Below are 26,535 nucleotides of genomic sequence, written 5' to 3'. Positions count from 1 at the left end.
AAAATTAATTTTGCTTATTTGATTTTAATAATTTTTTAATTATTGATGAATATTTTTAATCTAAAATTAACTATCAATGAAAAAGCCCCGAAAAATCGAGGCTTCAATTCAATCAACTAAATAATATATTCTACTTTACAATTACTCTTTTTAAGTGTCCTTCTGAAGTTTTTACAAGATAAACTCCCGTAGAAAGTTTCGAAGTATCTATTGTTAAAGCATTTTTCTCTTTTCCGACTAATTTTCCGGACATATCATACAATTCATAATCCTGCGTTCTGTTGAAATACAACGTATTTCCTTTTGCAACCGGATTCGGGAACACATTGAAGGTTGCTTTCTCAGGCTTCACTTCTCCTGCTGCCAAGGTTCCGGAGCCTGTAACTTCGTACATCGACAAAGTTCCGCTGATCTCATTGGCAATAATTACATAGCCTTTTCCTGTTGTTGTATTTTCAGGAGCGATGTAAATAATTCCTTCAGGTCCGTTGTCTCCACCGTAAGCAGAAGTCATACGGGAATGTTTATAATCGGTAAAAGTAGGGTTGTTAGGATCTGTAATATTGTATACCATAACCCCTCCAGTTCTTTCCAGAGTGATGAAAGCATATGTCTGTCCGCCGATAGTTCCCAATGTTACTCCTTCCGGTTCAGGGCCCTTTGCTCGACTTCTGTTTTTGGCTCCGTTGGCTTCGTTGTCAGCATTGAAAATTGCCGGATGGTTGGCAGCGATATACCTTTCGAATTTGTCACCACTGTCGTACACAAGTTGTTTTGTATCTGCATTAAAGATTGAGAAAGATCTTGCCCCTAAAGCGTTGATTTCTTCAAATTCTGCGTCTCCGTCTGTATTTCCATTTACATTTGTTACTCTGAATCTTCCCAAATTATGTGAAGCTTTTAAGATCGAAGCGTTCGGGAATAAGGTTGAATCCAATGTATATCCGTTAGCACCAACAGTCGTTCTTTCACTGAATCCTCCCAAATCTTTTTCATCACCTTCGTTAGCTGTTACGAGATAGTTGGTATTTCCGATTTTATAAGAAGCCATTGCATCGGGATTGTAGTAGGCTTTTACAGGCCAGTTGGCGATCAGGATTTCACCGTTGTTATCCGAGGCATCGAAACCATTTCCGGGAAGACTCATGTCTTTTTTACCTAATCCCCAAATATTTCCTAATGTTTTAGTAGAGAGATTAACTTCAATAACGGCATTGTTTTCCTGACACGATACCCATGCTTTCTGGCTGTCTGAACTTATAGAAATATATTCAGGTTCCAGATCCTGAGCCAAAGTGCTTGTCGATTTTACTTTTCTTACTCCGCTTGAAGCTAAAGCGGTTTCCTGACCATTAAATGGAGTTAAAGAAAGCGTTGTTACATTAGATTGTGTCAGGTTAGAAATTCCTGCAACCGTTAAAGCCGGAATATCAATAATGCTTACTGAACCTTCAGGATCTACCGTGTAAGCATCATTAGGTTCGCCTTCATTGGCTGTCATCACTTTTGTTCCGTCCGGTGTGAAAGTAACCATATCCGGTAAAACACCGACAGTAAGCTGTTTCAGGAAGTTTCCGTTGATATCAAAAAATACAACCGATCCGTTTCCTTGTGCATTGGTTCCGTTCGGAGAAGCCACCGCTATGATTCCGTTTTTCACGGCAATACTTGTTATTCCGCCGTAAGGAGCCATATTGATGGTGTTGATAACTGTTGGCGAACTTGGATTGCTGAAATTAATGATGTCGAAAACATCGGTAACCGAACTGATCGTAAATAATCTCTGTGTAGCCGGATCGTGAACTACAATTTCCGTAGAGCTGTTGTTGTTTCCGGAAGGATCGAAGCTTCCGATATAGTTTAATGAGATTTGGTTGGAAGGTACAGGCACCGGAGTGTCATTATCGATAATATAGACCGTTGCATTACTGTCACCTGAAATAACCGCACCTACAGGATTTTCAAGACTTACCACGAAATATTCTGCCTGCTGTTCCTGCAAAGTATCATCAGTAATAGGAATATTTACCGTATAGCTTGATGTGGAAGGCGTAAGGGTAATAGTCTGATTGGCTAAAGTGAAATCATTACTGTCTGCGGTGCTGAACGGAGCCGGTTTTACGACAAGATTCACCGTTGAATTGGAAGGATTAGCCACATTGATTTTAAATGCTAAAGTTCCTGCGTTTTCGTTTACCTTAATCAGGTTTTTATCTAAAGAGATGGATGTTCCGGCTGTTGTAAATGTGGTAGAAGTTGCAGTAGTTAACGCATTGTCACTTGTATCTTCCACCATATTCGGTTTTAAAGCCAGATAATAGGTTTGGTTCGGAACCAATCCTGAAGTCGGGATTACCGTGATTTTGTTTCCGCTGAAAGTTGTTGTAAAGGGAACTTGAGTACCTGAAGCATTTCCCAGACGGAAATCTACAAGATTTTGTGCATTAGAATCGTTGATCGTTGAGTTGTCTGTTAATCTCACATTTTCGTTGAAAGAAATGGTCGGATTTACAGTGGTTGAAGCATTGTTTGTGTTGTTTGCGGGAAGATAGGTTACCGTAGGTGGAGTAGTGTCTGCTCCGCCAACAGCTGTAGCATCTACCGTAAAATTATCAAAACGGTTATTTCCTACAGTGCCATTGTTTGATCCCGCAGAAAATTCAACCTTAAGTTTAAAATTCGGATTGTTGGCAACTCCTGCAATATTAGAAAAATCAAATGTTACTAATTGCGGGTTTGCATCTAAAGGGGAAACTGTTTGATAGGTTTGGAAAGTTGTGCCGTTTGTTGAATACGACCACGTCTGAGTTCCCGCTCCGGAACCTGATCTTCTGGTTGTGAATTTTACCACAACATTGTTATAACCTGTCGTTGGCAGATTGAACTGCAGATTGCCATTGATAGGGAAATTATATCTTAAATGTGTTCCGGAAGTATCACCGTTTCTTGCATTTAAATTATCAACATTGAAGTTTTGTCCGGTTCCACCTGCGAAATCGATTTCGGTGGTTCCGCTGGTAACTGCGGTCATCGACCCGCCCACCAAAGTTGAAGTAGGAGTGGTGATGGCAGCAGCAGAAGTATTGTTGTTAAAATTCCAGTAGTGGATAAGAGAGGTCTGCCCGAATACCGCTCCCTGAAGGAAAAACGCAGCAATTACAGAACCTTTTAACAGATAGTTATTAATCATTTTTTACTTACTTTAAATTTATGCAAAAATGAAGCTTCTGTTTTGCAAACCTTTTAAGTAAATTTTAAGAAATGTTTAATAAATAGGTAATAATGGTGAAGAAACGAATTGAAATGTAAAAGGCAAAACCGCAAAGATGTAAAAGGCTTGTGAGATAAGCCAATTTCAATAACAACGATTCTGCAAATTTGCCTTTTGCTGTATTTTTATTTTGAAGTCTGTCCTGAAAATTTCAAACTCTTGCCTGTAGATTTTCCTTCTTCCAAAGGATGTTTCTGCATGTAGAAGAAGCCTGAGATTGCAGTCAGAACTAATAAAATAAAAGCAACCAGAAAAATTCTTTTTAACATTTCCTTCATATCGCCAAGTTTTTGATGTCCTTAATTTCTAATGTTGAGGTAGGATATCCTTTCAGTACTGCATTGATCATTGCGATACCCACTTCATGTAAAGTTAATGATTTTGATGGTAACAAAATAGGAAAAATCCAAATAAAAGGTTTAAAAAACCATTTTACATGTTCCTGGCCTTCAAAAGGTTTCATAAAACCGGGACGGAAATTATAGGCTGCTTTGAATCCGAGCTTTCTGAGCGCATTTTCTGTTCTGCCTTTTACTCTAGCCCACATCATTTTTCCGCTTTCTGTTCTGTCTGTATGCGCTCCGGAGACATAGTTGAAAACCATATCAGGGTTTTGATTAAGAACCGCCTTTGCGAAGTGTAAGGTCGTATCGTAAGTAATTTTGGTGTATTCTTCTTCTTTCATCCCTACACTGCTGATTCCTGCACAGAAGAAAACTGCATCGTAACCTTTGAAGTTTTCATCATTAAGATCTATTTTAAGAAAATCTGAGACTATATATTCTTTAAGCTTGGCATTTTTCTTTCCGGACGGTTTTCTGCTTACGCTTAAAATTTCAGAAATGTTAGGGTTCTCAAGGCATTCCATCAATATACCTTCGCCTACCATTCCTGTTGCTCCTGTGAGAATTATTTTAATTGGTTTCATTTCTTTTATCTGTTATTATTGTTGTTGACGATTTGAAGTTCACTTTTACTTTATGTGGTATCAAAAATTATACAAATTTTTATTAAATGGCCTTCCAAAACGCAGAATGGCTATATAATTTTTAAATGATAACTCTACTTATCTGTACGGGCTATCAAATTGAAAGTATAAAGCTATTGAAATGAAATTTTTTCTTTTGTATTTTTCTTGAAAAGATGACGGAATATTGAATGGATGACAACGGCCTAGCCCTGATTGAGTGGCATGTCTGAGCTCTTTTGTTTTCTTTTTTCGGGGCGGCGAAGCCGCCCCGAAAACACAAAACAAAAAGCGAGTAGCGAAAGCAGGAAACAGCTCCTTATTGAGAGGAAGGGTTTTAGGGTTTGAGTTTATATGTTCAGTTTTGCCAGTGATGTCTTTAAAAAAAGAAAACCGATCAAATTGACCGGTTTTGAAATTATTTTTTATGCTGCAGTTTGCTGTAAATATTGTGAATCAATCCATCGGCAACGGAAATTTTCGGAACAAAAATCCTGTTGATCTCCGACCAGGACATTACGTTGTTGAAAACCTTCAGAGCATGCACTAAAACATCCGCTCTGTCTTCACGGAGGTTGTATTTTGTCATTCTTTCGTCAACGGTAAGATCATCGAATTCTTTATATACTTTTTTCAGATGCGACAGTGACATAGGTTTGCCATCTTTGGTTTTGCTCATGGAGAAGACTTTGTTGATGTTTCCGCCCGAACCGATGGCAACAATAGGCTTTTTGCTGTTGATGTTTTTCCTGATTTCTTCCTTCATATCCTTCCAATTGTCAGGCGTTACAAGATTATTCAGTAAACGGATGGTGCCGATGTTAAAAGATTTTTCATAGATCATTTTTCCGTTTTCGTAGAAAGTGAGCTCAGTAGAACCACCACCCACGTCAATATATAAATAGGCAAATTCTTTGTCAAGACCTTCTGCTACATGGTTTTCAAAAACCAGAGTTGCTTCTTCGTCACCAGAGATAATTTCAATATTGATTCCCGATGTTTTTTTAACCTCTTCAATTATTTCTTGTCCGTTTGCAGCGTCACGCATCGCGCTTGTAGCACACGCTCTGTAATGTTCAACATTGTAGATCTTCATCAGGTCGCTGAAAATTTTCATCGAATCAATCACCATCTTTTCTCTTTCTTCCCCGATTTTTCCGAGGGTGAAAACATCCATTCCTAATCTTAACGGGATTCTCAAAAGATTTAGTTTAATGAATTCAGGCTGCTTATTATTGATTTTTACTTCATTAATCAACAGTCTGGCTGCATTACTTCCTATATCTATGGCTGCAATCTTCATTTTTTATTCGTTTTAGCTTTTAAATATCGATAGGTTTCAATTTGGGAACGGCATTCTTCCTTGTCGTTATGAATATACTCATTACCCAATTTTTTGTCTAAAATACGAGCTTTTACGTTATCTTTCAACTGTATGTCGAGAATATCTTTTAATTCTTTCTTTAAATTTTTATCGGTTATTTTGGCTGCGGCTTCTATTCTGTAATCCAAATTCCTTGTCATCCAGTCAGCGGAAGAAATATACATATCTTCTGCGCCTTTATTATAGAAATACATCACGCGGGCGTGTTCCAGATATTCGTCCACAATACTGATTGCCTTAATTTTTTCTTTAAATTCTTTCTGATTGACAGCACAGTAAATTCCACGCACAATCATTCTGATTTGAACTCCTGCCATTGCCGCTTCATATAATTTTTCAATTAAAGAACGGTCGCTTACCGAGTTGGCTTTAATAATCATTTCGGCTTTTCTTCCGGCTTTAGCCTCCTCAATTTCCTTGTCGATATGGTGAACAATTTTTTCACGCATAAACTGAGGGCAAACCAATAGATTTTTACACGTCTTTAAAACCGGTAAATAATCTTCTTTAGGTTTCTTTAAGACATTGAAAACTTTATTAATATCTGCCATTACCCCACGATCGGAAGTCATCAGCAAATGGTCTCCATAAATTCTGGCTGTTTTTTCATTAAAATTTCCTGTGCTGATGAAACCGTACTGTATGGTTTTGTTGTGTGCTCTTTTTTTAATGACACACAATTTAGCATGCACTTTTTTCTCAGGAAGCCCTATCAAGACAGTAATTCCTTCGGGCTCCAGCATTTCTTTCCATTCCAGATTGGATTCTTCGTCGAATCTTGCCTGAAGCTCAAGCATTACCGTAACTTCCTTACCGTTTCTTGCGGCATAAATTAAAGCATTAATAATTTTTGAACTGCTCGCCAAACGGTAGGCAGTAATCTGAATTGATTTTACATCCGGATCCATAGCTGCCTCGCGGAGAAGATCGATCACCGGATTGTATTTATGATAAGGGAAAGTCAGAAGAACGTCATGCTTTAAAATGACATCCGTTACTCTTTCGCCCTGTTCAAAAGCAGGATGCGTGAAAGAAGTTCTTTCGACAGGTCTCTCATATCTTTCAAAAACATCAGGGAAATCCATGAAATGTTTGAAATTATGAATCTTTCCTCCCGGAATGATGCTGTCTTTCTTTGTTAAGTTTAATTTTCGGATCAGCATTTCAAGAAGTGCCTTGTCCATATCTTTATCGAAAACAAAACGGGTAGGCTTTCCTTTTCGTCTGTTTTTTAAGCCTTTTTCGATTTTCTCTGCAAAGTTGGTGCGGATATCATTATCCAGATCAAGTTCAGCATCTTTGGTTACTTTAAAAGCATTGGCAGAGAATTCATCGTATCCGAAGTAAGAGAAAATATGCGGTAAATTGAAGGCAATCACATCTTCCAAAAGCATTACATTTTTTTCTTCAACATCTTCTGAAGGAAGAAGTACAAATCGTCCCACAAATCGGGAAGGAATCTCGATAATGGCATAATTGCTGGAATATTGCCAGTCTTTTTTTCGCATTGCCACACCCAGATAAAGACTTTTGTCTCTCATATAAGGCATGGGCGTGTTTTCGTGAAGCAGAATTGGGATCACATTGGATTCTACTACTTCATCAAAATATTTTCTTACAAACTCTTTCTGATTTGCGGACAGGTTTTTGGGAGTTTTAATGAAAACATGCTGATCAGCCATTTCAACTTGGATTTTTTTCCAGGTTTTATCGAAATTTTGCTGCTGCCTCATTACAATGTCATTGATCTTCTGAAGGATTTTTGAAGGCGGCTGATAGAATGATTCTGCGATTACTTTTTCCTTAAAATCCATCGCACGCTTTAATCCGGCAACGCGTACCCGGAAAAATTCATCTAAATTGTTGGAGAAAATTCCTAAAAAACGGATTCTTAAATGTAAAGGGACCTTCTCGTCCATTGCTTCCTGTAAAACCCTTTCGTTGAAGGCCAGCCAGGTAATATCTCTCGGATTAAAATGTAATGACATTCCTTAGTTTATAATTTGGTAAAAATAATGATTCATCGGTGGTAAAAGTACTTTCTAACATTAAGGTTTGTTTAAATTTTAAGAGGTTAAATTGCACTTATTCGGATGAATTTTGGTTATTCGTTGTAATCGATTAAAGTTATTAAAAACAAACGGAAAAGAAAGGTGTTCAATGAAAATTTTTAATGAATGTTTTGAATTCAATTTGAAATTATTTGTAAAGATTGGGGAGATATAAGTTTGTTTAGACCAATTTTAAATTTAACCACAAAAGTCACAAGATATTCTTCCAGCTATAATTAGTTAATAAAATCTCTCAAAAGGATAAAAATCAAAGATTTTTTTAAAACTTTATGTGTTCTTTTCGCCAGTTTAATGATAAACTTAAAACACATTATCTAAATCTTTGGTGTCTTTTGTAGCTACTTAAAAACTTTGTGAACATAAATTTATATACTTCAAGAAGATTATTTTCAAATCTGAAAGTGACAAAATTGATAAAATCTTTTTTAATTATTTAAAATTAATGACAAAATTTCAATGAATTGAAAAAGAAAGTTTAACCTTATTTTAAACAAGATTTTATGTTTTTTTAGTCCTAAAAGTATTATGATATTTCAATTTTTAATATCAAATATGTCAATTTGTCATAAAAATTTGAATGGTATAAATATTGAGAAATACTGAGTGTAAATTAATTTTAAAAATTAGAAAAAATAAAATATTATGAGTAAAATAATTGGAATTGACTTAGGTACAACCAACTCGTGTGTTGCTGTAATGGAGGGGAAAGACCCTGTTGTTATCCCTAACGCAGAAGGTAAAAGAACGACTCCGTCTATCGTAGCATTTACTGAAGATGGTGAAAGAAAAGTAGGTGATCCTGCAAAAAGACAGGCGGTAACAAACCCTACAAAAACTGTTTATTCTATCAAAAGATTTATCGGAACTCACTTTAAAGATGATGCTTCTGAAATCTCAAGAGTACCTTATAAAGTAGTATCTGGTCCAAATGATACTGTAAAAGTAAAAATCGACGACAGAGAATATACGCCACAGGAAATTTCTGCAATGACGCTTCAGAAAATGAAGAAAACTGCTGAAGATTATCTTGGTCAGGAAGTAACAAGAGCGGTAATCACTGTTCCTGCATACTTTAATGATGCTCAAAGACAGGCTACCAAAGAAGCTGGTGAAATCGCTGGTCTTAAAGTAGAAAGAATTATCAACGAACCTACTGCTGCAGCGTTAGCTTACGGTTTAGATAAAAACCATAAAGATCAAAAAATCGCTGTATATGACCTTGGTGGTGGTACTTTCGATATCTCTATCCTTGATTTAGGGGACGGCGTATTCGAAGTATTGTCTACAAACGGTGATACACACTTAGGAGGTGACGATTTTGATGATGTGATCATCAACTGGATGGCAGATGAATTCAAAGCTGAAGAAGGTGTTGACTTAAAATCTGATGCCATTGCATTACAAAGATTGAAAGAAGCTGCTGAAAAAGCAAAAATCGAGTTATCTTCTTCTCCTCAAACTGAAATCAACCTTCCATATATTACAGCTACAGCTACAGGTCCAAAACACTTAGTTAAGACTTTAACTAAAGCTAAATTCGAGCAATTATCTGCAGACTTAGTAAGAAGATCTATGGAGCCGGTTGCTAAAGCATTAAAAGATGCAGGTTTATCAACTTCAGATATCGACGAAGTAATCTTGGTGGGTGGTTCTACAAGAATCCCAATTATCCAGGAAGAAGTTGAAAAATTCTTCGGTAAAAAACCATCTAAAGGAGTTAACCCGGATGAGGTTGTAGCCATTGGTGCAGCAATCCAGGGAGGTGTATTGACAGGTGATGTAAAAGACGTTCTTTTATTGGATGTTACGCCACTTTCTTTAGGTATCGAAACTATGGGTTCTGTTTTCACTAAATTGATTGAAGCAAACACTACGATCCCAACTAAAAAATCTGAAGTATTCTCTACAGCTTCTGACAACCAGCCAGCTGTAAGCATCAGAGTAGGACAAGGAGAAAGATCAATGTTCAACGATAATAAAGAAATCGGTAGATTTGACCTTACAGATATTCCACCAGCACCAAGAGGAGTTCCTCAAATCGAAGTTACTTTCGATATCGATGCAAACGGTATTCTAAGTGTTTCTGCTAAAGATAAGGGAACAGGTAAAGAGCAGTCTATCAAAATCCAGGCTTCTTCAGGTCTTTCTGATGAAGAAATCGAAAGAATGAAAAAAGAAGCTCAGGAAAACTCTGCGGCGGATGCTAAGAGAAAAGAAGAAGTTGAAATCTTCAACAAAGCAGACGGATTGATCTTCCAGACTGAAAAGCAATTGAAAGAATTCGGTGAAAAACTTTCTGCTGACAAAAAAGCAGCAATCGAAGCAGCTCACGCAGAATTGAAAACTGCTTTCGAAGCTAAAAATGTAGACGACGTAAAAGCTAAAACAGAAGCTTTAGATGCGGCTTGGATGGCAGCTTCAGAAGAATTGTATGCAGCTGGTCAACAACCTGGAGCTGATGCAAGCGCTGGAAATGCGGGAGGTGCAGAAGATGTACAGGATGCAGACTTCGAAGAAGTGAAATAATTATTTTTGATTATAAATTAATCATTATATATAAAGGCCGCTATAAACTTTTGTTTGTAGCGGCTTTTTCTTTATTGGAGATTTGTTTTATGAATTCTTTAAATTGAAATTTGACCATATTTGAACTTAAATTGAGAAGAATTGGTATTAAAAGTTACATGATAATTTTTCAAAAATTATTAGAGACTGTTCAAACTTCTTAATTTATTTTGCATAATATACGAGTGCCTATTTAATGATTATATTTTTGATGTTTTTATTAAAAAAGGTAGTTTTCATAGATATATTGAATTTCGATATATCTTAAATCATCTGAGAATAAATAATAAAATGCTTGAATAAAATTTTAACCGACTCTTAAGATTTTTAATTCTATACCAGCTATAAAATGAGGGAAAAATATTCTTGCTTAACTAAAATAATTTTATCCTTACAATTATTAAAATAAAATGTCTATAAAAAGAATAGCTATATGAGTTGGTAATTTGTTGTTATTTAATCATATAGAGATGTTTTTATATAATATTTGACTTTTTCCAAATGTCATAATTGTTATTTAATTTTCTTCTATCTTAATTATTTAGTTCGGGTTGTTATCTCCTAAGTGTTGATATATTTGTGTTTACAATAATTTTATTTTTTAAGGTTCTCATGAAAAATACTAAAATTTATTTTGGATAGACACTTGGATGGACACTTGGATGGAAAATGTTGTGTAATATTAAGCATTTTCGTTGCTAAAATGATTACGCATTTGGTGAAAACTGGTCATTTTTCTATTATTCAGATATATATAGGGGTATTTACTTTTTATTTATTTTGTCTGATAATCAATTGTTTATGTTTTTTCTTACTTTTAAGTTTTGTATTTCTGCTTCCAGATCATTTAATCTTTCATAAAAATCTGCAGGGTCTGGTAGATTAAAGTTAAGGTGTAATTTTATTTCCCAAACTTCTTTTATAGTATTTGGATGGATGTTTTGGGTTGGGAAATTTCTTCTATTGTCTGATTTGCATATTAAATTATCGTATTTTTTTATCCTGTTCAGGCATCTTTTTATGAGTCCGTCTTCAATTTCATTAGAAATTATTGCATATAGCATGTTGTCTTTGATATCATGTATCCAATCGTCTACGAACTGCCCGATAACATAAGTTCTGTCAGGAAGAGTAGGAAACATAGAGTTTCCTTCTATTTCAAACATTCTAAATACACCATTATTTAGGTTGGGTAATCTGAATGTGGGAAGTGTTTTAATGAAATTTGGATCGTTATAACCTTGTAAATATCCTGCCTTTAGTTTGTTTGGAACTAATGCAATATTATCTTTATTGTGTGCATCAACGGTAATTACCTGCGGAACTCGATGATAAAAGTCTGATTGTAACGCGATTTGCTCACTTTTATTTTCAGCAAGCATTTTGCCCCTCTCTAAAATCAGCCATTCGAAATTTATTTCGAGGGTTTTGCATATTTTTTCGATCACATTGAATTTTGGCTCAGTTCCATTGATATAGCTTCTTATATTAGCTTCATTTACCCCTATTATATTAGCAAATACAGAGTTGTTACCGTTTGCAAAATGGTCTACTAGTTGTTTGATACGAAAATTTATTCCATTCATAATCAATAAATTAATATTTAATTCGATAAATTTTTCGAATTTTCATTTGGTTATTCGTAAAACTTTACGATATTTGTCCTGTACAAAATACAAACACCATAATGAACAAAACTACTAAAAAAAGAACGTACTACAATGCGGAGATTCTAAATATTCTAAAGGAAAGGCACAGTTGTTCTTTAGATTACATTCGAAAATCTTTACGGGGAGATAGAGTAGGTGAAAAATCTGATGTATTGTGTAAAGAATATAAATTCTTTTTGAGAAAAGCCGAAGAAGCCATCAATAATGAGGTAAAACACTTAAATAATAAAATACCATGAAGAAAATTTTACAGATACTATTTTGTCACAAAGAAATAAAAGTAATCGATCCTAAAACAGGCAAAAAAGAAATAGCTAATTACCAAATCATTTTAGGCGTTTTTTTTCGGATCAGTTATAGAGACTCTTAAGATCATCAGCCAAATCATAAAATAAAAAATAGCGAAGAAGATTATGCCATTTCAGTGGGGAAATATATTGGTAGTAACCAAAGACGAGCTTATACCTGCCTATTTTAACACTTTAGATTCTTTACAAAAGAAAATTCAAAGATATAGAAATGTTCCATTTGGTATAAAGCAGGTTAGAAAAGGTGGTAATGGGCGTCAAATGTTGATAGATTTCGATTCGCTACCAAAAGAAATGCAAGACAGTATTGGAGATCCCAGAAAAATGCAGCATCCTATGATTTCCTTTTTTCAGTTTGATCCTTCAGCAGTAAGATATTTTACAGATTTTAGATTTGAAGATGGAACACCTTTAAAGGAGAATTTTAAACAAGAATATATAGTAAATGCAAGTGTGCTTTTAGCTGCAGAAAGATTAAGAATCGCACGTCTTGAAGAATGGAAAAAGTTAAAGAAATCATCAGGAAGAGGCTTACTGCCATCAATCTGTACTGATATTGTAACTTTTAATGAATATTTACCAAAGCTTTTTAATGTAAGTCATACGATACCTTCTTCTTACAGGGCATTTGACAGGATCTGGAAACCTTATTTTAATACGTTTGAACACGGATATAATTATAATAGTCTTATCTCTGGGAAGTTAAAAAATCAAAACAGAAAATTAATGACAGATGAAATGGTTTCGTTACTGAATGATATTTTTGCTGGCCAAGAATACAAACCATCCAAAACCCAGGTTGCCAATCAGTACAAAGCTTTTTTAAATGGAGAATTGGAAATCATTTCACACGATACAGGAGAAGTATACAATTATAAAGATCAGGTAAAATTCAAGGAGATATCAGAAAGTTCCATTATTGCTTGGCTCGGAAAATGGGAAAATAGAATTGGGACTTATGCAAAAAGATCCGGAGACAGACAGAAGTTAATGCAAGAATTTATTCCTTGGCATAAACTGACAAAAATTAAGGAAGCAGGAACGCTTATTTCTATTGATGACAGACAACCTCCCTTTATGTACGATAAAAATAGGAATAGGGTTTGGTTTTATATGGGGATTGATCTTGGTTCGGAAGCTTGGACCTGCTGGGTTCACGGAAAAACAAAGGAAGGAATCATCAAAGAGTTTTATCGCCAAATGATAAGGAATTATTCGGAATGGGGATTTAATCTTCCTTTAGGTTTAGAATGTGAGAGCTCATTAAACAGTAGTTTTAAAGATACTTTTTTACGAAACGGAGCTATGTTCGACAATGTGAATATTTATGCCAACCGAGCAAGATCAAAAGCAATCGAAAGAAAGTTTGAAGAACTTAGGTATAGACATGAAAAAAGCAGGCTTGGATGGATGGCAAGACCACACGCAAGAAAAGAGGAAAACCAAAAAAGTGCTGAAGATGAGGTTTTTATTCCTTATGATGACATTGTAGATAATTCTTTGAATGATATTGAAACATGGAACAATTCGCCTCATTCGGTCTATACAGATAAAACTCGTTGGGAAGTTTTTTGCGAAATGCAAAACAAAAATACTCAGCCGACCAATTGGAGTGCATTTTTACCATATCTGGGAAAAGAAACAATATCAAGCTGTAAAGCGGGAATCATCAATTTTAGAAATACAACTTATGTACTGGGATTAGATGGAGAGCTTGTTTTGGGTGAAGAATTAATAAGGCTAATGAGATATGTAGAAGGAAAAGAGTTTAGAATTTTCTGGCTAGACGGAAATAATGGAGAAACATTAAAGGCAATGATTTATTATGATGATATGATGCTTTGCGATTTGGTTCCTCATCCAGAATATTCGAAATCAAGACATGAGAGAAGCGAACAAGGTGAGATTAATAGAAAGCTAATGTCGGCCTATGAAAACACGGTGAATTCTTTTATGGCACAACAAAAAAGAGAAATAGAACAGATCACGATTATCGATCATCGTAAAAAAACACTTAACAATAAATTTCAGATTTCTGGTAGAAAACGGTACAACCAAACAGAATCTATTCCTCAGGAGATTTTTTTCGAAGAAAATCCGGAATACAATTACGAAAAAATAGAAGGAACAGCAAGAAGCTGGAAATCGAATTTTAAATAACCAAATAAAAAAAATATGGAAATCAATAAAGAATTAAAACAACAAATCCGCGAAGCGATGCTCAATGGCCGGAAAAATTTCGGAGGTTCTGATGCTGCTTTTGCAAAAAAATTAAATATAAGCAGCTCAATATACAGCAGAATAAAAAAAGGCGAAACAGAAAAAGTATTATCCGCTGGCGAATGGCTTGGAATAGGAAAAAAATTTCAGGTAAATATCAATAAAAACGATTGGAAATTTGCGAGAACTGAAGTGTATGATCAAATGTATGAAAGCTTTATGTTTTGTCAGAAAACCAAAAGTTCCATGATTCTTGTGGATGACTGTGGAATAGGAAAAACCGAATGTGCAAAAGCCATTATTTCACAAATGAAAAATGCTTTTTATGTGGATGCTTCACAAACGCACACGAAGGTAAGATTCATCAAACAAATTGCATTGGTTTTAGGTTGTGATACAAAAGGAAAATATCATGAGGTTCTTGAAAATGTTAAATACGCTTTAAATATCCTTGAAAATCCTTTTATATGCATCGATGAGGCAGGAGATTTAGAGTATAGTGCCTATCTGGAACTGAAGGGAATAATGAATGATACAGTCGACAGTTGTGCTTGGTTTATGATTGGAGCAGACGGTTTAAGGGCAAAAATTACGAAGGGGATCAATAATCATAAAGTAGGCTTTGCAGAAATATTCAGCCGCTTTTCAGATGATTTTGTCACATTGGTACCAAAAGGTACGGAAGACCGTAAAAAGTTTTATACCAAATTAATTGGCGATGTAGCGTATGTTAACCTTGAAGATAAATCTTCTATCAATGAAGTTATTAGAAGCTGTATGGTAAGAGTAGACTCTCAGTATAAGATAAAAAAAGGATATGAAGACGGAAAAATAAAATCATTGAGATATCTGAAAACCTTAGTTAATATTAATAAATCATGAAATCAATATCAGTAAAACAAGCACTATCAATTGTCTTTAAACAGTTTGAATTTAAAGATTTATGGCTTAAAGCCTTCGGGCAACCTGAAACAACAGGATTTTGGTATTTAGGAGGTGCTGAAAAAAATGGGAAGACAACTTTTGCCATGATGCTTGCAAAGTATCTTGCTTCTTTCGGAAAAGTATTGTATGTATCTGCAGAAGAAGGTTTCTCAAAAGATATCATTTCAGCAATGGTGTTCGCCGGACTTTCTGATACCGAAAAAAACTTTAAGCTTCTGGACTATATGCCTTGGGAGGAGCTGGTGCAAAAATTTGAATCCAGAAAGTGTCCTAAAATCATATTTATCGACAATACTACTGTTTACCGTGACGAAATTACAAGAAAAATGGTACTCGAGCTTAAAGAGAAGCATAAAAATAAACTTATCATTTTCGTAAGCCACGAAGAAAAGGGGCTTCCAGACAGTGCCCTAGGGACGGTCTGGCGAAAATTATCAAAAATTATTGTCCAGGCGGAAGGTTTACGAGCCATTATTTCAGGAAGATGCCCGGGCGGAACATTAAATATCAACGAAGAAAAAGCAAACCTCTATTGGGGAACAATCACAGAAAATCAATAATAATGAATACAAGAGAAAACATACTTACCATCGCATTACAATACGACAGCTACGGAGAAAAATACCTTACAGACTTCGATAGAATGTTTATCCATAAAGAGCTAAGCTCCATCTGGAACGAAACAAGCTACGTAATTCCCGAAGAGGTAGAAAACAAAATCCAGGTAAAAATGAGAATCATTAACCAACTTCAATGGGAATCTCCATATTAAAATTTTAAACCAAATCTAAACAAACAAAAAACAAAATATTATGATCACAGAAACATTAAAAATCTTATCAATCGAAGAGTTAGAAACCGAACTCAACGCAAGAAAGCAGAAGGAAGCCCAAAAACGTGAAGAAAAACGTAATCAGTACGAAAGTTTAAAAAAATCGGTCATCAATGATTTAGTGCCTGCTGCAGATAAACTATCGGATGAAATTCAAAATTTCAAAGCCAAGGCATTTTCAGAATTAGGTTCGCTTTTTGACTTATTGAAAGATTATAGCAAAAGACATCAGGATGGAAAAGGAAACTTTAAAATTGAAGACGAGAATTATAAAATACAGTTTAAAAGACAAGGAAAAGGAACATTTGATGAACGGTCTCACCAGGCTGAAAAACATATTATTGATTTTTTAACCTCAAAATATCAAGGTGATCGGGATACCAAAGATCTCATCATGTCTCTTTTGGAACGTAAAAATGGAGCATTGGATATCCTTTTAGTTCAAAAATTATACAGTATGGAAGATCGTTTTGATGATGAAAACTGGAGAGAAGGAATTCGTTTATTAAAAGAAAGCTACAAATTTTCTTTAAGCAAAGATTATATTTCCTTTTTCAAGAAGGATGAAAATAATGAATGGATCGGAATTAATCTAAATTTTTCTTATTAAATAAAAACGAATGATGAAAGCACATGAAGAATTAAAATCAATTTTTATACATCGAAAAAATATAGATGTTGCCATGGAAATCTTTGGCTTTACAGGACAAAGAACAACAATTATAGATGAGTTAACCGAAGAGGAAGTTTTAAAATTACTAAAAATACACTGCCCAATTCCCTCAGAATTAGAAAGTGAATGCGAGCAATTGAAATCTGAAATATTTAGAAAAAAATTAATTTCAAACATCTTGGTTTTAGCAGAAAAAACAGGAATAAAAAAAGCTAATGATTTCTATGATTTCAATAAATGGATGATACAATCCGGCAAGTTTAAAAAACATTTAAATGCACATTCAGTCGAGGAATTAAAGGAAGTTTACAAGCAATTGAAAGCTGTTGAGAAAAGCAATACAAAAAGTGCCGGAAAACCATTCACAAAAGCATGGTGGTACAAAGAGGGGAAAAGAAAAGCATTAAACTAAAACAGTCACAATGAAAATACTTTTACCCCTCGACAACGGCAAACTTACCGTTCTCAACAACAGTATGCAGATTTTGGATATGCTGAATCTGCATACTCAGCCAAGGCCACTGAAAAGCAGTGTTTCTATTTGCATGGAACTCAGAACCCAATTGTTGCAAAAGGCCATTAAAACAAGACAAAAGGATAGATCATTTATTTTGAAACTACCTTATTACAAAGCAGATGCATTGTGGCATTTTCTAAAAGAGTTTGAGATTTATTTCCCGGATGATTTCGGAAGCTATGAAACAAATGCTATTCTTTTAATGAAAAGCGAATTGCATAAACAGCTGCTTTAAATAACAATTATATAAGCTTAGAACATGATTAAAATAAATAACCATTGGTACAGCAATGAAGAGATAAAAGAAGCACTGGAGAAAAAGGGATACATCATTCTCACGTTAGAAGTAAGCACTGAGCCTAGAGACTATCCGTTGTACGAAACCTACGCTCTCAAAAATCAGCAAGAACCAAATGTATTGAATCTTCTGAAAACAATTGCCATCAAAGAGTTTCAACGAAAACCGCCTTTATTATAAAGACAAAAGCTATGGATGTTCCATAGCTTTTTTTGTGCCTGAAAATCGACTTGACTTGTACAAAAAGACCCAGTAATTTTGCTTTAATGTCTTACAACAATAAAAATTATATCAAACGTGCCCGATACATTATAAGTGTTTATAATGCACACAAGCATGCAGATGTTCCGGACACCAAAATTGTAAGACATACCTTCCCAAAATATAACATTCACCTATCTTACAGACAGTGGATGAACATCAAAGGAATGGTGATTCCGAAGGAAGAAACACAGCTTACTTTATTCTAAACTATTTTCTTTAATTGTAAATTTAAACTCCGTTACTTCAGCTAAATTTTCTTCAGAGCTTGCAGACAAATCTTCGTACTGGGTAGTAAAGATAAATTCTCTTACCTTAAAGCCGATATGATTTCTGCTTGTACTTTTCGCCATAATTCTAGAAAAGGGTGAAAAATATTCTTTACTCCATCCTTGAAGAGCTTTGTATAATTTCTGCTCAATTCTTAAAAATTCCAAACCCTGTTTTCTTTCTTCAACGGGTATTTGATGCCAAGTTGGAGTTTCATCATCGGACACCAACTGAAAAGATACCGGGATATTTCCCAATTGCCCGTTGTTTGACATTTCGGAATAGCTGGCTTCCGGAAAATTAACATCATACATTGCTTCCGGAAAATCAATAAATAAGGCCGGATAAATAACAGAAGTTTGCAATCCAGATGGATTTTGTAGTTGCCCCAATTGCTGATCGATGTATTGAATTTCAGGAACTTCTTCTGCGATTCTTTCCTGAAGGTCTAATAATAATTGTACATAAAAATATTCTTCCATAAGTATTAAATATAGTTTCTCAAATTACTTTCTGTTTCTGAATAGCTCTTATTAAAAACAGGCTTACTATTACTTCCCATTTATACTATACACTATTTCATGATACAAAATTGAGCTTAAAAGAGGGCATTTTAAAAAAGGTGTGCAATCCTTGCGCTGTTATTTTCAAACCGTTGTGGGATTCTGGAAATTTGTACTCACAAAACAAACACAACAATTAAATATTAATATGGATTCACTATCTGCAACGGCATTACAAGTAGCAATTACTCAAATAGGACAGGAGGAGAAACCTCACGGTTCAAATTGGGGAATTCCTGTTAAAAATTATTTGGCATCTGTAGGAATCAACTTTCCGGCAAGCTGGTGTATGGCTTTTGTGTATTGGTGTTTTAATGAAGCTTCAAAACAAAATAAGATTACCAATACAGCCATTAAAACGGGCGGTGTTCTATACGCTTGGAATAATGCTCCTAAGGAAAAGAAATCTTTAAAACCTTCTGTGGGATCTGTATTCATCATGGATTTTGGAAAAGGTCTTGGTCATACAGGTTTTGTAGAAAAATTTGATGCTCAATATATCTACACAGTGGAAGGAAATACGAACGATAACGGAAGCCGAGAAGGTATCGAGGTTTGCCGTAGAAAAAGAGCCTTAACATCTATTAAAGGTTATATAAAATATTAAAATGAAACAATTTATTTTCTTCATATCGCTATTTTTTGTTTCGCTGGTTCAGGTTTCCTGCATACATAGGAAGCCTTCGGAACCGGTGACCATCGAGAAAACGAAAGAAGTTTTTACAATTGTTAAAGACACGATTTTCAAGATCGAAGCAGATAGTACCTATTACAATGCATTTATAGAATGTGTAAACGGAAAACCTGTTTTAAACTCTGAAATGAATGAAAATTTTAGAACGAAAGCTTATAAATCTGAAATGAGTTTATTGGCACCGAAAGTTTCGATTGTCGACGGAAAACTATCGGTAGAATGCTACAAAAAGGCACAAGAGTCTTTCAAAACATGGCGGGAAACGTACACCAAAGAACACGAGCAAACACCAATTTACATTGAAAAGCCGATATACAAAGCGCAGCCTTTGTCATGGTTTCAGCAAACACAATTATGGCTCGGAAGAATCTTTCTCGCATTACTCGCCTTGTTCACTCTTGTTCTTATTATAAGATGGAAAAGGATTGTTTAAATAAAATTTAAATGCAATAAAAAAGAACAGAAAATAGACTTCTGATCAAAAAATACAACAACTTTTTAAAAAATAATTAAAAAATGTCACAAGGAAATGGAACACCAAAAGTAAAAGCGAACGTGGCTTCAGGCAACTTACTTCGTCAGATTCAGGTAATCGACGGCGTTGCAGGAATCGTGGGAACTGCTTATACAGAAGATCTTATTGGTAAGGTACAGACAGTTTATTCACCAGCAGATGCTAAAGCGAAAGGGTACACAGAGGCGGCAGAACCGTTTTTGTTTTATGCAATTAACGAATTTTATCAGGAGCTTGGAGGCAGCCAGGAGCTTTGGATCTTAGGAACAGAAGATACAATGACTATGAAGGATGCTCTTACAAGTACGAACGAAGAAGGAGTAAAAAAACTTCTTAATGTTTCAAACGGTAGAGTAAACTTGGTGGGAGTTTGCAGAAAGCCAGATGCAACCTATGTTTCTCCTGCAGGATTTTTGGATAAGGATGTTCAGGATGCTGTATTAGCTTCAAAGGCATTAGGGCAATATCAGCAGTCTATCAACAAACCGGTAAGATTCTTAATCGAAGGTAGAATAAAAGATGCTGCTGTAGCTCCTTCTTTTGAACCAAAATCTGCCGAAAACACTTTTGCAGGAGTAGTTCTTGGAGGTTCAAGAAATGATGGTTCTGCATCTGTAGCGTTGGTTTTAGCAAGAGCTTGTAAATATCCTGCTCATGTAAAAATCGGAGACGGACAAAACGGAGCGCTAAGTATTACAGAAGCTTATATCGGAGATGATAAAGTAGAGGAAATTTTAGTTGAAAAATTAGATAAGTTTACAGATGATGGTTTTATCACCTTACATACAAGAGAAGGTGCGGCAGGTTATTATTTCAGTGTAGATAAAATGGCGGGAACGGATGACTTCAGAACTTTGGTTCATGGAAGATTGATCGACAAAGCACAAAGAATTTCTACGGCTACAGACACTCCATTCTTAGAATCTTCTGTAAGAATGACTGCAGATGGAAAACTAAATGATGCTGATGCAGCTTACTTAGAAGAGGTTACAAGAACTCAGCTTTTAGCAAACATGTCAGGACAGATCAGCGGAGCGCAGGTATTAGTTCCTGTAGAACAAGATTTAATCAACACAAATACCCTTGAAAAACAAATTCAGATCCAGCCATTAGGCTATATGACTTGGATTGTATTGAACATGGGATTAACACAAACACTTTAATTTAAAACATGGCTAATATTAATATTACATCATCAGAATGCGCATGGTCTAATTTTGAGGTAAAAGTACTATCAAAGACTGTCAAGGGGCTTAGAGGCTTCTCTGTAAAGAAAACTGTAGAATCGGAACATATCTATGGGGCTGGAGATCAGCCTATTGATATCATGAGAGGAAACAAAAAATACGAAGGGAGTATCAAAGTATTAGGTTTTGAAGCTGATGCATTGAACAGAGCGGCAAAAGCGGCTGGCTTTGAGGATATTACCGACGTTCCTCATGAATTTATTACAATTCTTATCTCATACAAAAAAAATCCTGCAGACGTATTAACAACGGTTACAATGTCTGGTGTACAGTTTACAGAAGATGGTTTCGAAATGGAACAGGGAGCTAAAAACAGAGAAGTTTCTCTTCCGTACATCGCAATGAACAGAGAATTTAAATAATAATACAAAACAATAAAACAAAAAATAAGATGGCAAACGAAAAGTTACAGCAGGTTTTTAATAATAGAAAATCTAAGGAAGAAAAGAAAACTAAGGAATCCAAAAAAGATACAGTAAAAGATCTTACTCCATTTGAGGAAAGATATACTGCAAAAAAATTGGATGAGTGGAAGAAAGAGTACGGCAACAGAGACCTTATTTATTTGAAGGTGGATGACTTCCTTGCTGTACTCCGTCCACCAAAAGCAGACGATTTGGGAGATTATCTTACAGCTATTGGCTCAAACGGAATGAGTAAAGCCGTTGCCATGATTGTAGAGCAGCTTTGGATCGAAGGAGATTATCAGTTAATTGAGGATGAAGATTGCTTTATTGCAGTATTCTTACAGATGAATAACATCTTAGAAAGCAAGAAGGCCGACTTTTTTCGCGCTTAGCGAAAGCGGGAGCAGGTCTTTCTCCGATAAACAGACCGAAGGAATAGAGTTCTTGATTGTTTTTGGAAGTATGCAGTTTGGAGCCGATGCTTTAAAGAATTGGGGTGATGAAAAATTTTTCTATCGCACCGGAATAGCCTTGGAAATTTGGAAAAAACAGGGCGAAAGAAAATTTTAAATTATGGACAATCTTACTAGTTTATCAAATTTTATTGATACTATAAATACCTTTTTAGGGTCAGAGTTAAGCAGTTTCGCACGAACTTTTTTTGCAAGAGCAGATTTAGGAAAAGCTATCGTAACTGTTACCAATGATATTGGTGCTGGCATTAGTAAAATAAAGGAAAGGGTAAATAGTGCTTTTACTAAAATATCAAATTTTAACATACTTGACGGAATCAAAGAGACATATGGAAAAGTTAGAGACTCGATTAAATCGAGTTATAATAAGCTTAAAGATCATGTAAAAGCAAGTTTAGAAGCTCCAGCTCCTCCACCTACATCTGTGAGAAGCTACAGGAATATCCAAAGTGATATTGAAAAAACTCAGAGGAGCTTAAACCGAGAGACAGATATTAGTAAAATAGGAGAATTTAGATCTCGTTTGGCAGAACTTCAAGGGCAAGCAGACAATCATCCTTCTGTCGCAACTCAAAACGCGGCAGACATATCAAGAAAAGGCGGCAGTGGTTTCTCATTAGCAGGAATGCTCGCTCCCCTTGCAGGAATTGGCACTATGGCTGTAGGACTTTTAAAAGATGGTGCTATGGCCGCTCTTTCCGGAGGTATCCAAAAGGAACAGGATGTTTTGAGCTTATCAAATGTAATAGGAAAAGGGCAGGACGCTAATGCGATCTACAAAAATATCGCAACCGATGCAGGGAATTCACCTTTCCAACTTCCAGAGTTACTAGAAGCCAATAAAGCTTTACTTTCTGTGGGTGGAGATGCCCAAAAAGCAAGAGAAGAAGTGATGAATTTGGCAAATGCAGTTACTGCTACCGGAGGAGGGGCTTCTGAACTTACAAAGTTATCTGAGCAAATGAAGGACATTAAAAGCAGCGGAAAAGCATCCAGTGATCAGCTTAAGCAGTTAGAAGCATCCGGAATTGATGTCTATGGAATGTTGTCGGCTTCTACAGGAAAAGGCGCAGACCAATTCAAAGGCGGTGTAGATTATGCTACTTTGTCAAAATCATTTGAAGATGCTAAAGGAAAAGGAGGATTATACGAAGGTGCCACAGAAAAAGCAAACAATACTGTAACAGGAAAATGGGATAATATTAAGGAAAGAGGAATGGGAGCTCTTACAGAGATCGGTTCGGCTTTTACTCCTATTATTTCGCAAGTTTTAGATATTGGATTGAAATTTACTGAAGGTTTTGCACCGGCTTTACAAGCTGTACAACCTTATATCGATATTGTTGCAAATGCTCTCGGGCAGGCTGTTGAATTTATTTCAGGATTAGGAGAAGGAACAAGTACTTGGTCCGGATATGTAGAAATTGCTCAAGGTTTTCTTTCAACAGTTTGGGAAACTTTAGGAGGTGTCTTTGATGCGGTTTGGAGTATTGTTTCGGGACTTGTAACCTGGATTGCTAATAGTGAATTTATAAAAGATGTTTTTGCAGGAGTTTACTGGATTTTAGGAATTGTATTAAAGGCTGTAGGCTGGGTTGCAGATGGACTAAAATGGGTTTGGAATAATATTTTGATGCCTATTTTGAATGGTATAGAAAGTGCTTATCGATGGGCAAAAGAGCTTATAACGGGAGAAGAGATTAAGGTTACCAAAACTACTGAAGTTAAAGCTAATGCGGATCTTTTATCTGGAATAAAAGCTCAAGATGCACAAGTAAAAGCGTTGGGGCAATCTAAAGGACCACCAAAAGCTGATCTTACCGGAGGAGGAAAACCAACAATCAACAGATCCGAGGATACCAGAAGAAGTAATGCCGCAAAGTCCCAGGAAACAGGAAGTACAGTTTCTGGTGGGGGACAAAAAACAATCAACATCACCTTAGGGAAATTCTTTGATACCATTCAGTTTAATACGCTGAATTCCGGAGAAACATCAGATCAGTTAGAAAGTATAGTAATGGAATGCTTAGGGCGTGTTCTATATAACGGAGCAAAAGTAATGTAATATGCAGACAAGTTTTGATTTAGGAAATTTATATAAAACATATTTTTCAAAAGAACCTTATTATATTGATAAGACGTATTCTACAGATAAAACTCTTTATAGCAATAAGAAAGATAAAGATAGTAGTAAACAAATTTCCTTCAATAAAATTGGAGCCTACGGTCACGATGTATGGTTTCCTGCGGAGTTTAGAATCAATGGAAATGTTGAAGACTCCCTGATAATTGATGCTTGTACAATTGCAGTTAATCTTAGTAAAACTATCATAAGAACGGCAGTAAGTGAGAGAAAAGGAACTGTAAAAGAAATGTTCAATATCGATGACTACAAGTTTACGATCAGAGGTTTTCTTATTGGTAAAGAAAGAAAAGTTCCTGAAGGAGATATTTTAAAACTCAAGAAGATTTTCGAAACAGGGGAGCCGGTTTCTCTTAACGGAGGATATCCCGAAATGTTTTTGGAAGAAAGTAACAGAGTGGCAATTACCTCATTAGAATTCCCGGAAGTACAAGGGAAAGCCCATTGGATAAGACCATTTAGTTTGACGTGTGAGAGTGATTTTATTGCGGATGTTAAAGATTTAGAAGTACCAAATAATGCTAATACTAACAAGTAATATCTCAATTGAAGATAAAGAAAAAACTGTAGAAAATATAAAAGCCAGTAAAGTTACTTGGAAAAGCGAGGTTGGATCTTTCATTGATTCTTGTACCATCGAGTTGCCTAGAATCAGTTACCTGAAAACAGATAAAGTGCAGACTCAAGATCTTAATAAAGAACGTACAAGCAGCGAAAGAAAAGGTTATGCTTTTAAAGAAGGGGATAAAGTGAGTGTTTCTTTGGGATATAATAATGATAATAAGTTACGTTTCAAAGGCTTCATAAAAAGAGTCAATATGGGAGTTCCTGTAAAGATTGAATGTGAAGGTTACGGTTATCAACTTTACGATATTATTTTCAAAGGAAGCTATACTTCAGTTACCGTAAGAAAATTGCTTGAGGATCTTGTGAAAGATACAGATATCAAGCTTTCAGGAGAAATTCCAGAGATTCCTTTAAAGAATGTAAGATTCAAGAATGTAAGCGGAATCAAGGTTTTAGAATGGCTGAAAGATGAATGTAAGCTAGCAGTTTACTTCAATATGAATGAAATTTATGTTGGAACTCTTTTCGGAAAAACGCAAGACAGTGTAAAAGTAAAAATTGGCTGGAATACGGTAAAGGATGACGAGTTTAATCAGAAAGAAGTTGATAAGAGCGTTAAAATTGTCATTAAAGAAAAAAATGATAAAGGTGAGGTTAATAAAACAAAATCTGATCAGGCAAAATCCTCCACAGAAAAAGATTTAAAAATAAAAGCGGGAATTCCGGCTCCATTTTTAAAACAAATAGCCAATCGTTTACAAACTAAAGAAAATTACAAAGGCTACGAAGGCAACATCACCTTATTTTTAGAACCATATGCAACTAAAGGAATGGTTTTAAAGCTTGATGGTGGGATGTATCCAGACAAAACCGGAGAGTATTTCATAGAAAGTGTGAGCGGCGAATTTGGAGCTTCAGGAGGAAGACAGACCGTAACATTAGGATTTTTAATGCAAAAATAATGGCAACACCAGAGTATATAAGAGAAGGATTAAGGCAAATTGCAAGTTCCCATGCTCCGGCAGTGAGCAATATCGCAAAAGTAAAATCTGTAGATGAAGGAAAAGCAATTTGTGTTTTAGTTGATGAAGACGATCAGGAGTATTTTGATGTAAGACTAAGACCTGTACTTACAGGAAACGAAAGTTTTATTCAAATTCCGAAGATTGGAAGCTATGTTTTGGCAGTAAGAGTAGAAGATGACGACGATTGGATGGTTATTGCTTGCGATGTTGTCGAAAAATTTTACTGGCAAGCAGGAAATACGAATCTAGAATTGAGTGATAAAGTTCATCTTGAAGCCAATGGAAAAAACCTTGCGGAATTGATTGATAAACTATTTGAAGCAATTTTAAATATGAAATTCACTACCAATTACGGACCTACGATCAACCTCATTAACAGTATAGATTTTAGTAATCTTAAAAATGAATTTAAATCGCTTTTAAAATGAGTTTAGACGCAGCAGAACAATTGTTTATCAGTGAACTAACACAGATTATGGATGCTGAATCTCAGGAAGAGAATGATGCACAGATCTCAAGGCAAAGAATTGCCGAGAAAATGGCCTCTGCTATAAAGAAATTTATAAAAGCAGGTAAGGTAACAGTAACAGTAAATACAACAGGTACAGCAACTGCACAAGCAGGTACAGGAACCGGAATAATAACATAA

General features: G+C 35.4%; 28 protein-coding genes. 21 read left to right on the top strand and 7 right to left on the bottom strand.

All coding sequences use genetic code 11. The annotated features are described in order from the left end of the window. Positions 1 to 130 precede the first annotated feature (130 nt). The 5 genes from BUA89_RS14035 to ppk1 all read right to left on the bottom strand — a co-directional run bounded on the left by BUA89_RS14035 (position 131) and on the right by ppk1 (position 7,610). Positions 131 to 3,190: a choice-of-anchor I family protein gene (locus BUA89_RS14035; RefSeq protein ID WP_072959104.1), complete on the bottom strand. Its 3,060-nt coding sequence runs from the start codon at positions 3,188 to 3,190 to the stop codon at positions 131 to 133. A gap of 206 nt (positions 3,191 to 3,396) precedes the next feature. Further along, positions 3,397 to 3,549 carry a hypothetical protein gene (locus BUA89_RS23180; RefSeq protein WP_178362462.1) on the bottom strand — a complete coding sequence of 51 codons (153 nt, stop codon included), beginning with the start codon at positions 3,547 to 3,549 and terminating at the stop codon, positions 3,397 to 3,399. Next, the gene (locus BUA89_RS14030) at positions 3,546 to 4,199 is read right to left on the bottom strand and encodes an NAD-dependent epimerase/dehydratase family protein (RefSeq protein ID WP_072959101.1); all 654 of its coding nucleotides are present in this window, start codon (positions 4,197 to 4,199) and stop codon (positions 3,546 to 3,548) included. The genes BUA89_RS23180 and BUA89_RS14030 overlap by 4 nt, the downstream gene beginning before the upstream one ends. A gap of 457 nt (positions 4,200 to 4,656) precedes the next feature. Beyond that, the gene (locus BUA89_RS14025) at positions 4,657 to 5,541 is read right to left on the bottom strand and encodes a Ppx/GppA phosphatase family protein (RefSeq protein ID WP_072959098.1); all 885 of its coding nucleotides are present in this window, start codon (positions 5,539 to 5,541) and stop codon (positions 4,657 to 4,659) included. Continuing rightward, positions 5,538 to 7,610: a polyphosphate kinase 1 gene (ppk1, locus tag BUA89_RS14020; RefSeq protein ID WP_072959096.1), complete on the bottom strand. Its 2,073-nt coding sequence runs from the start codon at positions 7,608 to 7,610 to the stop codon at positions 5,538 to 5,540. The genes BUA89_RS14025 and ppk1 overlap by 4 nt, the downstream gene beginning before the upstream one ends. 726 nt (positions 7,611 to 8,336) lie before the next feature. On the opposite strand from ppk1, the gene dnaK reads away from it, so the two are divergent. Next, positions 8,337 to 10,220, top strand: a complete 1,884-nt coding sequence (dnaK, locus tag BUA89_RS14015; protein ID WP_072959089.1) for a molecular chaperone DnaK — start codon at positions 8,337 to 8,339, stop codon at positions 10,218 to 10,220. A gap of 830 nt (positions 10,221 to 11,050) precedes the next feature. On the opposite strand, the gene BUA89_RS14010 is transcribed toward dnaK, so the two are convergent. Then, positions 11,051 to 11,845 carry a LexA family transcriptional regulator gene (locus BUA89_RS14010; RefSeq protein ID WP_072959087.1) on the bottom strand — a complete coding sequence of 265 codons (795 nt, stop codon included), beginning with the start codon at positions 11,843 to 11,845 and terminating at the stop codon, positions 11,051 to 11,053. A 101-nt stretch (positions 11,846 to 11,946) separates the two neighbouring features. Here BUA89_RS14010 and BUA89_RS14005 point away from each other — a divergent pair, with 101 nt between their 5' ends. From BUA89_RS14005 to BUA89_RS13960, 10 genes are all read left to right on the top strand, one after another. Further along, positions 11,947 to 12,168: a hypothetical protein gene (locus BUA89_RS14005; RefSeq protein WP_072959084.1), complete on the top strand. Its 222-nt coding sequence runs from the start codon at positions 11,947 to 11,949 to the stop codon at positions 12,166 to 12,168. A 174-nt stretch (positions 12,169 to 12,342) separates the two neighbouring features. Next, positions 12,343 to 14,397, top strand: a complete 2,055-nt coding sequence (locus tag BUA89_RS14000; protein WP_072959082.1) for a hypothetical protein — start codon at positions 12,343 to 12,345, stop codon at positions 14,395 to 14,397. 15 nt (positions 14,398 to 14,412) lie between these two features. Next, positions 14,413 to 15,339 (top strand): AAA family ATPase, encoded by a 927-nt coding sequence (locus BUA89_RS13995; RefSeq protein ID WP_072959079.1) that lies wholly within the window; start codon positions 14,413 to 14,415, stop codon positions 15,337 to 15,339. Beyond that, positions 15,336 to 15,962 (top strand): ATP-binding protein, encoded by a 627-nt coding sequence (locus tag BUA89_RS13990; protein ID WP_072959076.1) that lies wholly within the window; start codon positions 15,336 to 15,338, stop codon positions 15,960 to 15,962. The genes BUA89_RS13995 and BUA89_RS13990 overlap by 4 nt, the downstream gene beginning before the upstream one ends. Before the next feature lie 2 nt (positions 15,963 to 15,964). Then, a complete protein-coding gene (locus BUA89_RS13985; RefSeq protein ID WP_072959073.1) occupies positions 15,965 to 16,174 on the top strand; it encodes a hypothetical protein in 210 nt (69 codons plus the stop codon). 40 nt (positions 16,175 to 16,214) lie between these two features. Next, a complete protein-coding gene (locus tag BUA89_RS13980) occupies positions 16,215 to 16,844 on the top strand; it encodes a DUF3164 family protein (RefSeq protein ID WP_072959070.1) in 630 nt (209 codons plus the stop codon). A gap of 10 nt (positions 16,845 to 16,854) precedes the next feature. Beyond that, a complete protein-coding gene (locus BUA89_RS13975) occupies positions 16,855 to 17,319 on the top strand; it encodes a hypothetical protein (protein ID WP_072959067.1) in 465 nt (154 codons plus the stop codon). A 10-nt stretch (positions 17,320 to 17,329) separates the two neighbouring features. Continuing rightward, positions 17,330 to 17,659: a hypothetical protein gene (locus BUA89_RS13970; RefSeq protein WP_143152347.1), complete on the top strand. Its 330-nt coding sequence runs from the start codon at positions 17,330 to 17,332 to the stop codon at positions 17,657 to 17,659. A 24-nt stretch (positions 17,660 to 17,683) separates the two neighbouring features. Continuing rightward, positions 17,684 to 17,902 (top strand): hypothetical protein, encoded by a 219-nt coding sequence (locus BUA89_RS13965; protein WP_072959061.1) that lies wholly within the window; start codon positions 17,684 to 17,686, stop codon positions 17,900 to 17,902. Positions 17,903 to 17,988: 86 nt separating this feature from the next. Beyond that, entirely contained in the window at positions 17,989 to 18,192 is a 204-nt protein-coding gene (locus BUA89_RS13960) for a hypothetical protein (protein ID WP_062696604.1), read from the top strand. Here BUA89_RS13960 and BUA89_RS13955 read toward each other — a convergent pair. After that, on the bottom strand, positions 18,184 to 18,735 hold the full coding sequence (locus BUA89_RS13955) for a hypothetical protein (RefSeq protein WP_072959058.1): 552 nt from the start codon (positions 18,733 to 18,735) through the stop codon (positions 18,184 to 18,186). The genes BUA89_RS13960 and BUA89_RS13955 overlap by 9 nt on opposite strands. A gap of 229 nt (positions 18,736 to 18,964) precedes the next feature. On the opposite strand from BUA89_RS13955, the gene BUA89_RS13950 reads away from it, so the two are divergent. The 10 genes from BUA89_RS13950 to BUA89_RS13905 all read left to right on the top strand — a co-directional run bounded on the left by BUA89_RS13950 (position 18,965) and on the right by BUA89_RS13905 (position 26,535). Beyond that, positions 18,965 to 19,423, top strand: a complete 459-nt coding sequence (locus BUA89_RS13950) for a CHAP domain-containing protein (protein ID WP_072959055.1) — start codon at positions 18,965 to 18,967, stop codon at positions 19,421 to 19,423. A gap of 1 nt (position 19,424) precedes the next feature. Further along, positions 19,425 to 19,943 (top strand): hypothetical protein, encoded by a 519-nt coding sequence (locus tag BUA89_RS13945; protein ID WP_072959052.1) that lies wholly within the window; start codon positions 19,425 to 19,427, stop codon positions 19,941 to 19,943. An 83-nt stretch (positions 19,944 to 20,026) separates the two neighbouring features. Then, entirely contained in the window at positions 20,027 to 21,187 is a 1,161-nt protein-coding gene (locus BUA89_RS13940) for a DUF2586 family protein (protein WP_072959049.1), read from the top strand. 8 nt (positions 21,188 to 21,195) lie between these two features. Continuing rightward, positions 21,196 to 21,633 carry a hypothetical protein gene (locus BUA89_RS13935; protein WP_072959047.1) on the top strand — a complete coding sequence of 146 codons (438 nt, stop codon included), beginning with the start codon at positions 21,196 to 21,198 and terminating at the stop codon, positions 21,631 to 21,633. A 29-nt stretch (positions 21,634 to 21,662) separates the two neighbouring features. Next, positions 21,663 to 22,070, top strand: a complete 408-nt coding sequence (locus BUA89_RS13930) for a hypothetical protein (protein ID WP_072959043.1) — start codon at positions 21,663 to 21,665, stop codon at positions 22,068 to 22,070. A 181-nt stretch (positions 22,071 to 22,251) separates the two neighbouring features. After that, positions 22,252 to 24,216 carry a tape measure protein gene (locus tag BUA89_RS13925; protein WP_072959040.1) on the top strand — a complete coding sequence of 655 codons (1,965 nt, stop codon included), beginning with the start codon at positions 22,252 to 22,254 and terminating at the stop codon, positions 24,214 to 24,216. Position 24,217: 1 nt separating this feature from the next. After that, entirely contained in the window at positions 24,218 to 24,832 is a 615-nt protein-coding gene (locus tag BUA89_RS13920; RefSeq protein ID WP_072959037.1) for a DUF6046 domain-containing protein, read from the top strand. Further along, on the top strand, positions 24,813 to 25,823 hold the full coding sequence (locus BUA89_RS13915; protein WP_072959034.1) for a hypothetical protein: 1,011 nt from the start codon (positions 24,813 to 24,815) through the stop codon (positions 25,821 to 25,823). The genes BUA89_RS13920 and BUA89_RS13915 overlap by 20 nt, the downstream gene beginning before the upstream one ends. Beyond that, positions 25,823 to 26,314, top strand: coding sequence for a hypothetical protein (locus BUA89_RS13910; RefSeq protein WP_072959031.1), 492 nt, complete (start codon positions 25,823 to 25,825; stop codon positions 26,312 to 26,314). The genes BUA89_RS13915 and BUA89_RS13910 overlap by 1 nt, the downstream gene beginning before the upstream one ends. Continuing rightward, on the top strand, positions 26,311 to 26,535 hold the full coding sequence (locus BUA89_RS13905; RefSeq protein ID WP_072959028.1) for a hypothetical protein: 225 nt from the start codon (positions 26,311 to 26,313) through the stop codon (positions 26,533 to 26,535). The genes BUA89_RS13910 and BUA89_RS13905 overlap by 4 nt, the downstream gene beginning before the upstream one ends.

The organism is Chryseobacterium arachidis, from assembly GCF_900129245.1.
Taxonomy (GTDB): Bacteria; Bacteroidota; Bacteroidia; order Flavobacteriales; family Weeksellaceae; genus Chryseobacterium; species Chryseobacterium arachidis.
Note: the sequence above shows the minus strand (reverse complement) of the source record. Positions and strands in the feature narration are given on the sequence as shown.

What these genes read in the sequence shown, in the direction of transcription:
- BUA89_RS14010 (WP_072959087.1), bottom strand. Translation starts at nt 11,845, where the DNA reads ATGAATGGAATAAATTTTCGTATCAAACAACTAGTAGACCATTTTGCA.
- BUA89_RS13985 (WP_072959073.1), top strand. Translation starts at nt 15,965, where the DNA reads ATGAATACAAGAGAAAACATACTTACCATCGCATTACAATACGACAGC.
- BUA89_RS13965 (WP_072959061.1), top strand. Translation starts at nt 17,684, where the DNA reads ATGATTAAAATAAATAACCATTGGTACAGCAATGAAGAGATAAAAGAA.
- BUA89_RS13960 (WP_062696604.1), top strand. Translation starts at nt 17,989, where the DNA reads ATGTCTTACAACAATAAAAATTATATCAAACGTGCCCGATACATTATA.
- BUA89_RS13980 (WP_072959070.1), top strand. Translation starts at nt 16,215, where the DNA reads ATGATCACAGAAACATTAAAAATCTTATCAATCGAAGAGTTAGAAACC.
- BUA89_RS13955 (WP_072959058.1), bottom strand. Translation starts at nt 18,735, where the DNA reads ATGGAAGAATATTTTTATGTACAATTATTATTAGACCTTCAGGAAAGA.
- BUA89_RS13995 (WP_072959079.1), top strand. Translation starts at nt 14,413, where the DNA reads ATGGAAATCAATAAAGAATTAAAACAACAAATCCGCGAAGCGATGCTC.
- BUA89_RS13915 (WP_072959034.1), top strand. Translation starts at nt 24,813, where the DNA reads ATGCTAATACTAACAAGTAATATCTCAATTGAAGATAAAGAAAAAACT.
- BUA89_RS13945 (WP_072959052.1), top strand. Translation starts at nt 19,425, where the DNA reads ATGAAACAATTTATTTTCTTCATATCGCTATTTTTTGTTTCGCTGGTT.
- BUA89_RS13940 (WP_072959049.1), top strand. Translation starts at nt 20,027, where the DNA reads ATGTCACAAGGAAATGGAACACCAAAAGTAAAAGCGAACGTGGCTTCA.
- BUA89_RS14025 (WP_072959098.1), bottom strand. Translation starts at nt 5,541, where the DNA reads ATGAAGATTGCAGCCATAGATATAGGAAGTAATGCAGCCAGACTGTTG.
- BUA89_RS13990 (WP_072959076.1), top strand. Translation starts at nt 15,336, where the DNA reads ATGAAATCAATATCAGTAAAACAAGCACTATCAATTGTCTTTAAACAG.
- BUA89_RS23180 (WP_178362462.1), bottom strand. Translation starts at nt 3,549, where the DNA reads ATGAAGGAAATGTTAAAAAGAATTTTTCTGGTTGCTTTTATTTTATTA.
- BUA89_RS14000 (WP_072959082.1), top strand. Translation starts at nt 12,343, where the DNA reads ATGCCATTTCAGTGGGGAAATATATTGGTAGTAACCAAAGACGAGCTT.
- BUA89_RS13925 (WP_072959040.1), top strand. Translation starts at nt 22,252, where the DNA reads ATGGACAATCTTACTAGTTTATCAAATTTTATTGATACTATAAATACC.
- ppk1 (WP_072959096.1), bottom strand. Translation starts at nt 7,610, where the DNA reads ATGTCATTACATTTTAATCCGAGAGATATTACCTGGCTGGCCTTCAAC.
- BUA89_RS14030 (WP_072959101.1), bottom strand. Translation starts at nt 4,199, where the DNA reads ATGAAACCAATTAAAATAATTCTCACAGGAGCAACAGGAATGGTAGGC.
- BUA89_RS13910 (WP_072959031.1), top strand. Translation starts at nt 25,823, where the DNA reads ATGGCAACACCAGAGTATATAAGAGAAGGATTAAGGCAAATTGCAAGT.
- BUA89_RS13970 (WP_143152347.1), top strand. Translation starts at nt 17,330, where the DNA reads ATGAAAATACTTTTACCCCTCGACAACGGCAAACTTACCGTTCTCAAC.
- BUA89_RS13905 (WP_072959028.1), top strand. Translation starts at nt 26,311, where the DNA reads ATGAGTTTAGACGCAGCAGAACAATTGTTTATCAGTGAACTAACACAG.
- BUA89_RS13930 (WP_072959043.1), top strand. Translation starts at nt 21,663, where the DNA reads ATGGCAAACGAAAAGTTACAGCAGGTTTTTAATAATAGAAAATCTAAG.
- BUA89_RS13975 (WP_072959067.1), top strand. Translation starts at nt 16,855, where the DNA reads ATGATGAAAGCACATGAAGAATTAAAATCAATTTTTATACATCGAAAA.
- BUA89_RS13935 (WP_072959047.1), top strand. Translation starts at nt 21,196, where the DNA reads ATGGCTAATATTAATATTACATCATCAGAATGCGCATGGTCTAATTTT.
- BUA89_RS13950 (WP_072959055.1), top strand. Translation starts at nt 18,965, where the DNA reads ATGGATTCACTATCTGCAACGGCATTACAAGTAGCAATTACTCAAATA.
- dnaK (WP_072959089.1), top strand. Translation starts at nt 8,337, where the DNA reads ATGAGTAAAATAATTGGAATTGACTTAGGTACAACCAACTCGTGTGTT.
- BUA89_RS13920 (WP_072959037.1), top strand. Translation starts at nt 24,218, where the DNA reads ATGCAGACAAGTTTTGATTTAGGAAATTTATATAAAACATATTTTTCA.
- BUA89_RS14005 (WP_072959084.1), top strand. Translation starts at nt 11,947, where the DNA reads ATGAACAAAACTACTAAAAAAAGAACGTACTACAATGCGGAGATTCTA.
- BUA89_RS14035 (WP_072959104.1), bottom strand. Translation starts at nt 3,190, where the DNA reads ATGATTAATAACTATCTGTTAAAAGGTTCTGTAATTGCTGCGTTTTTC.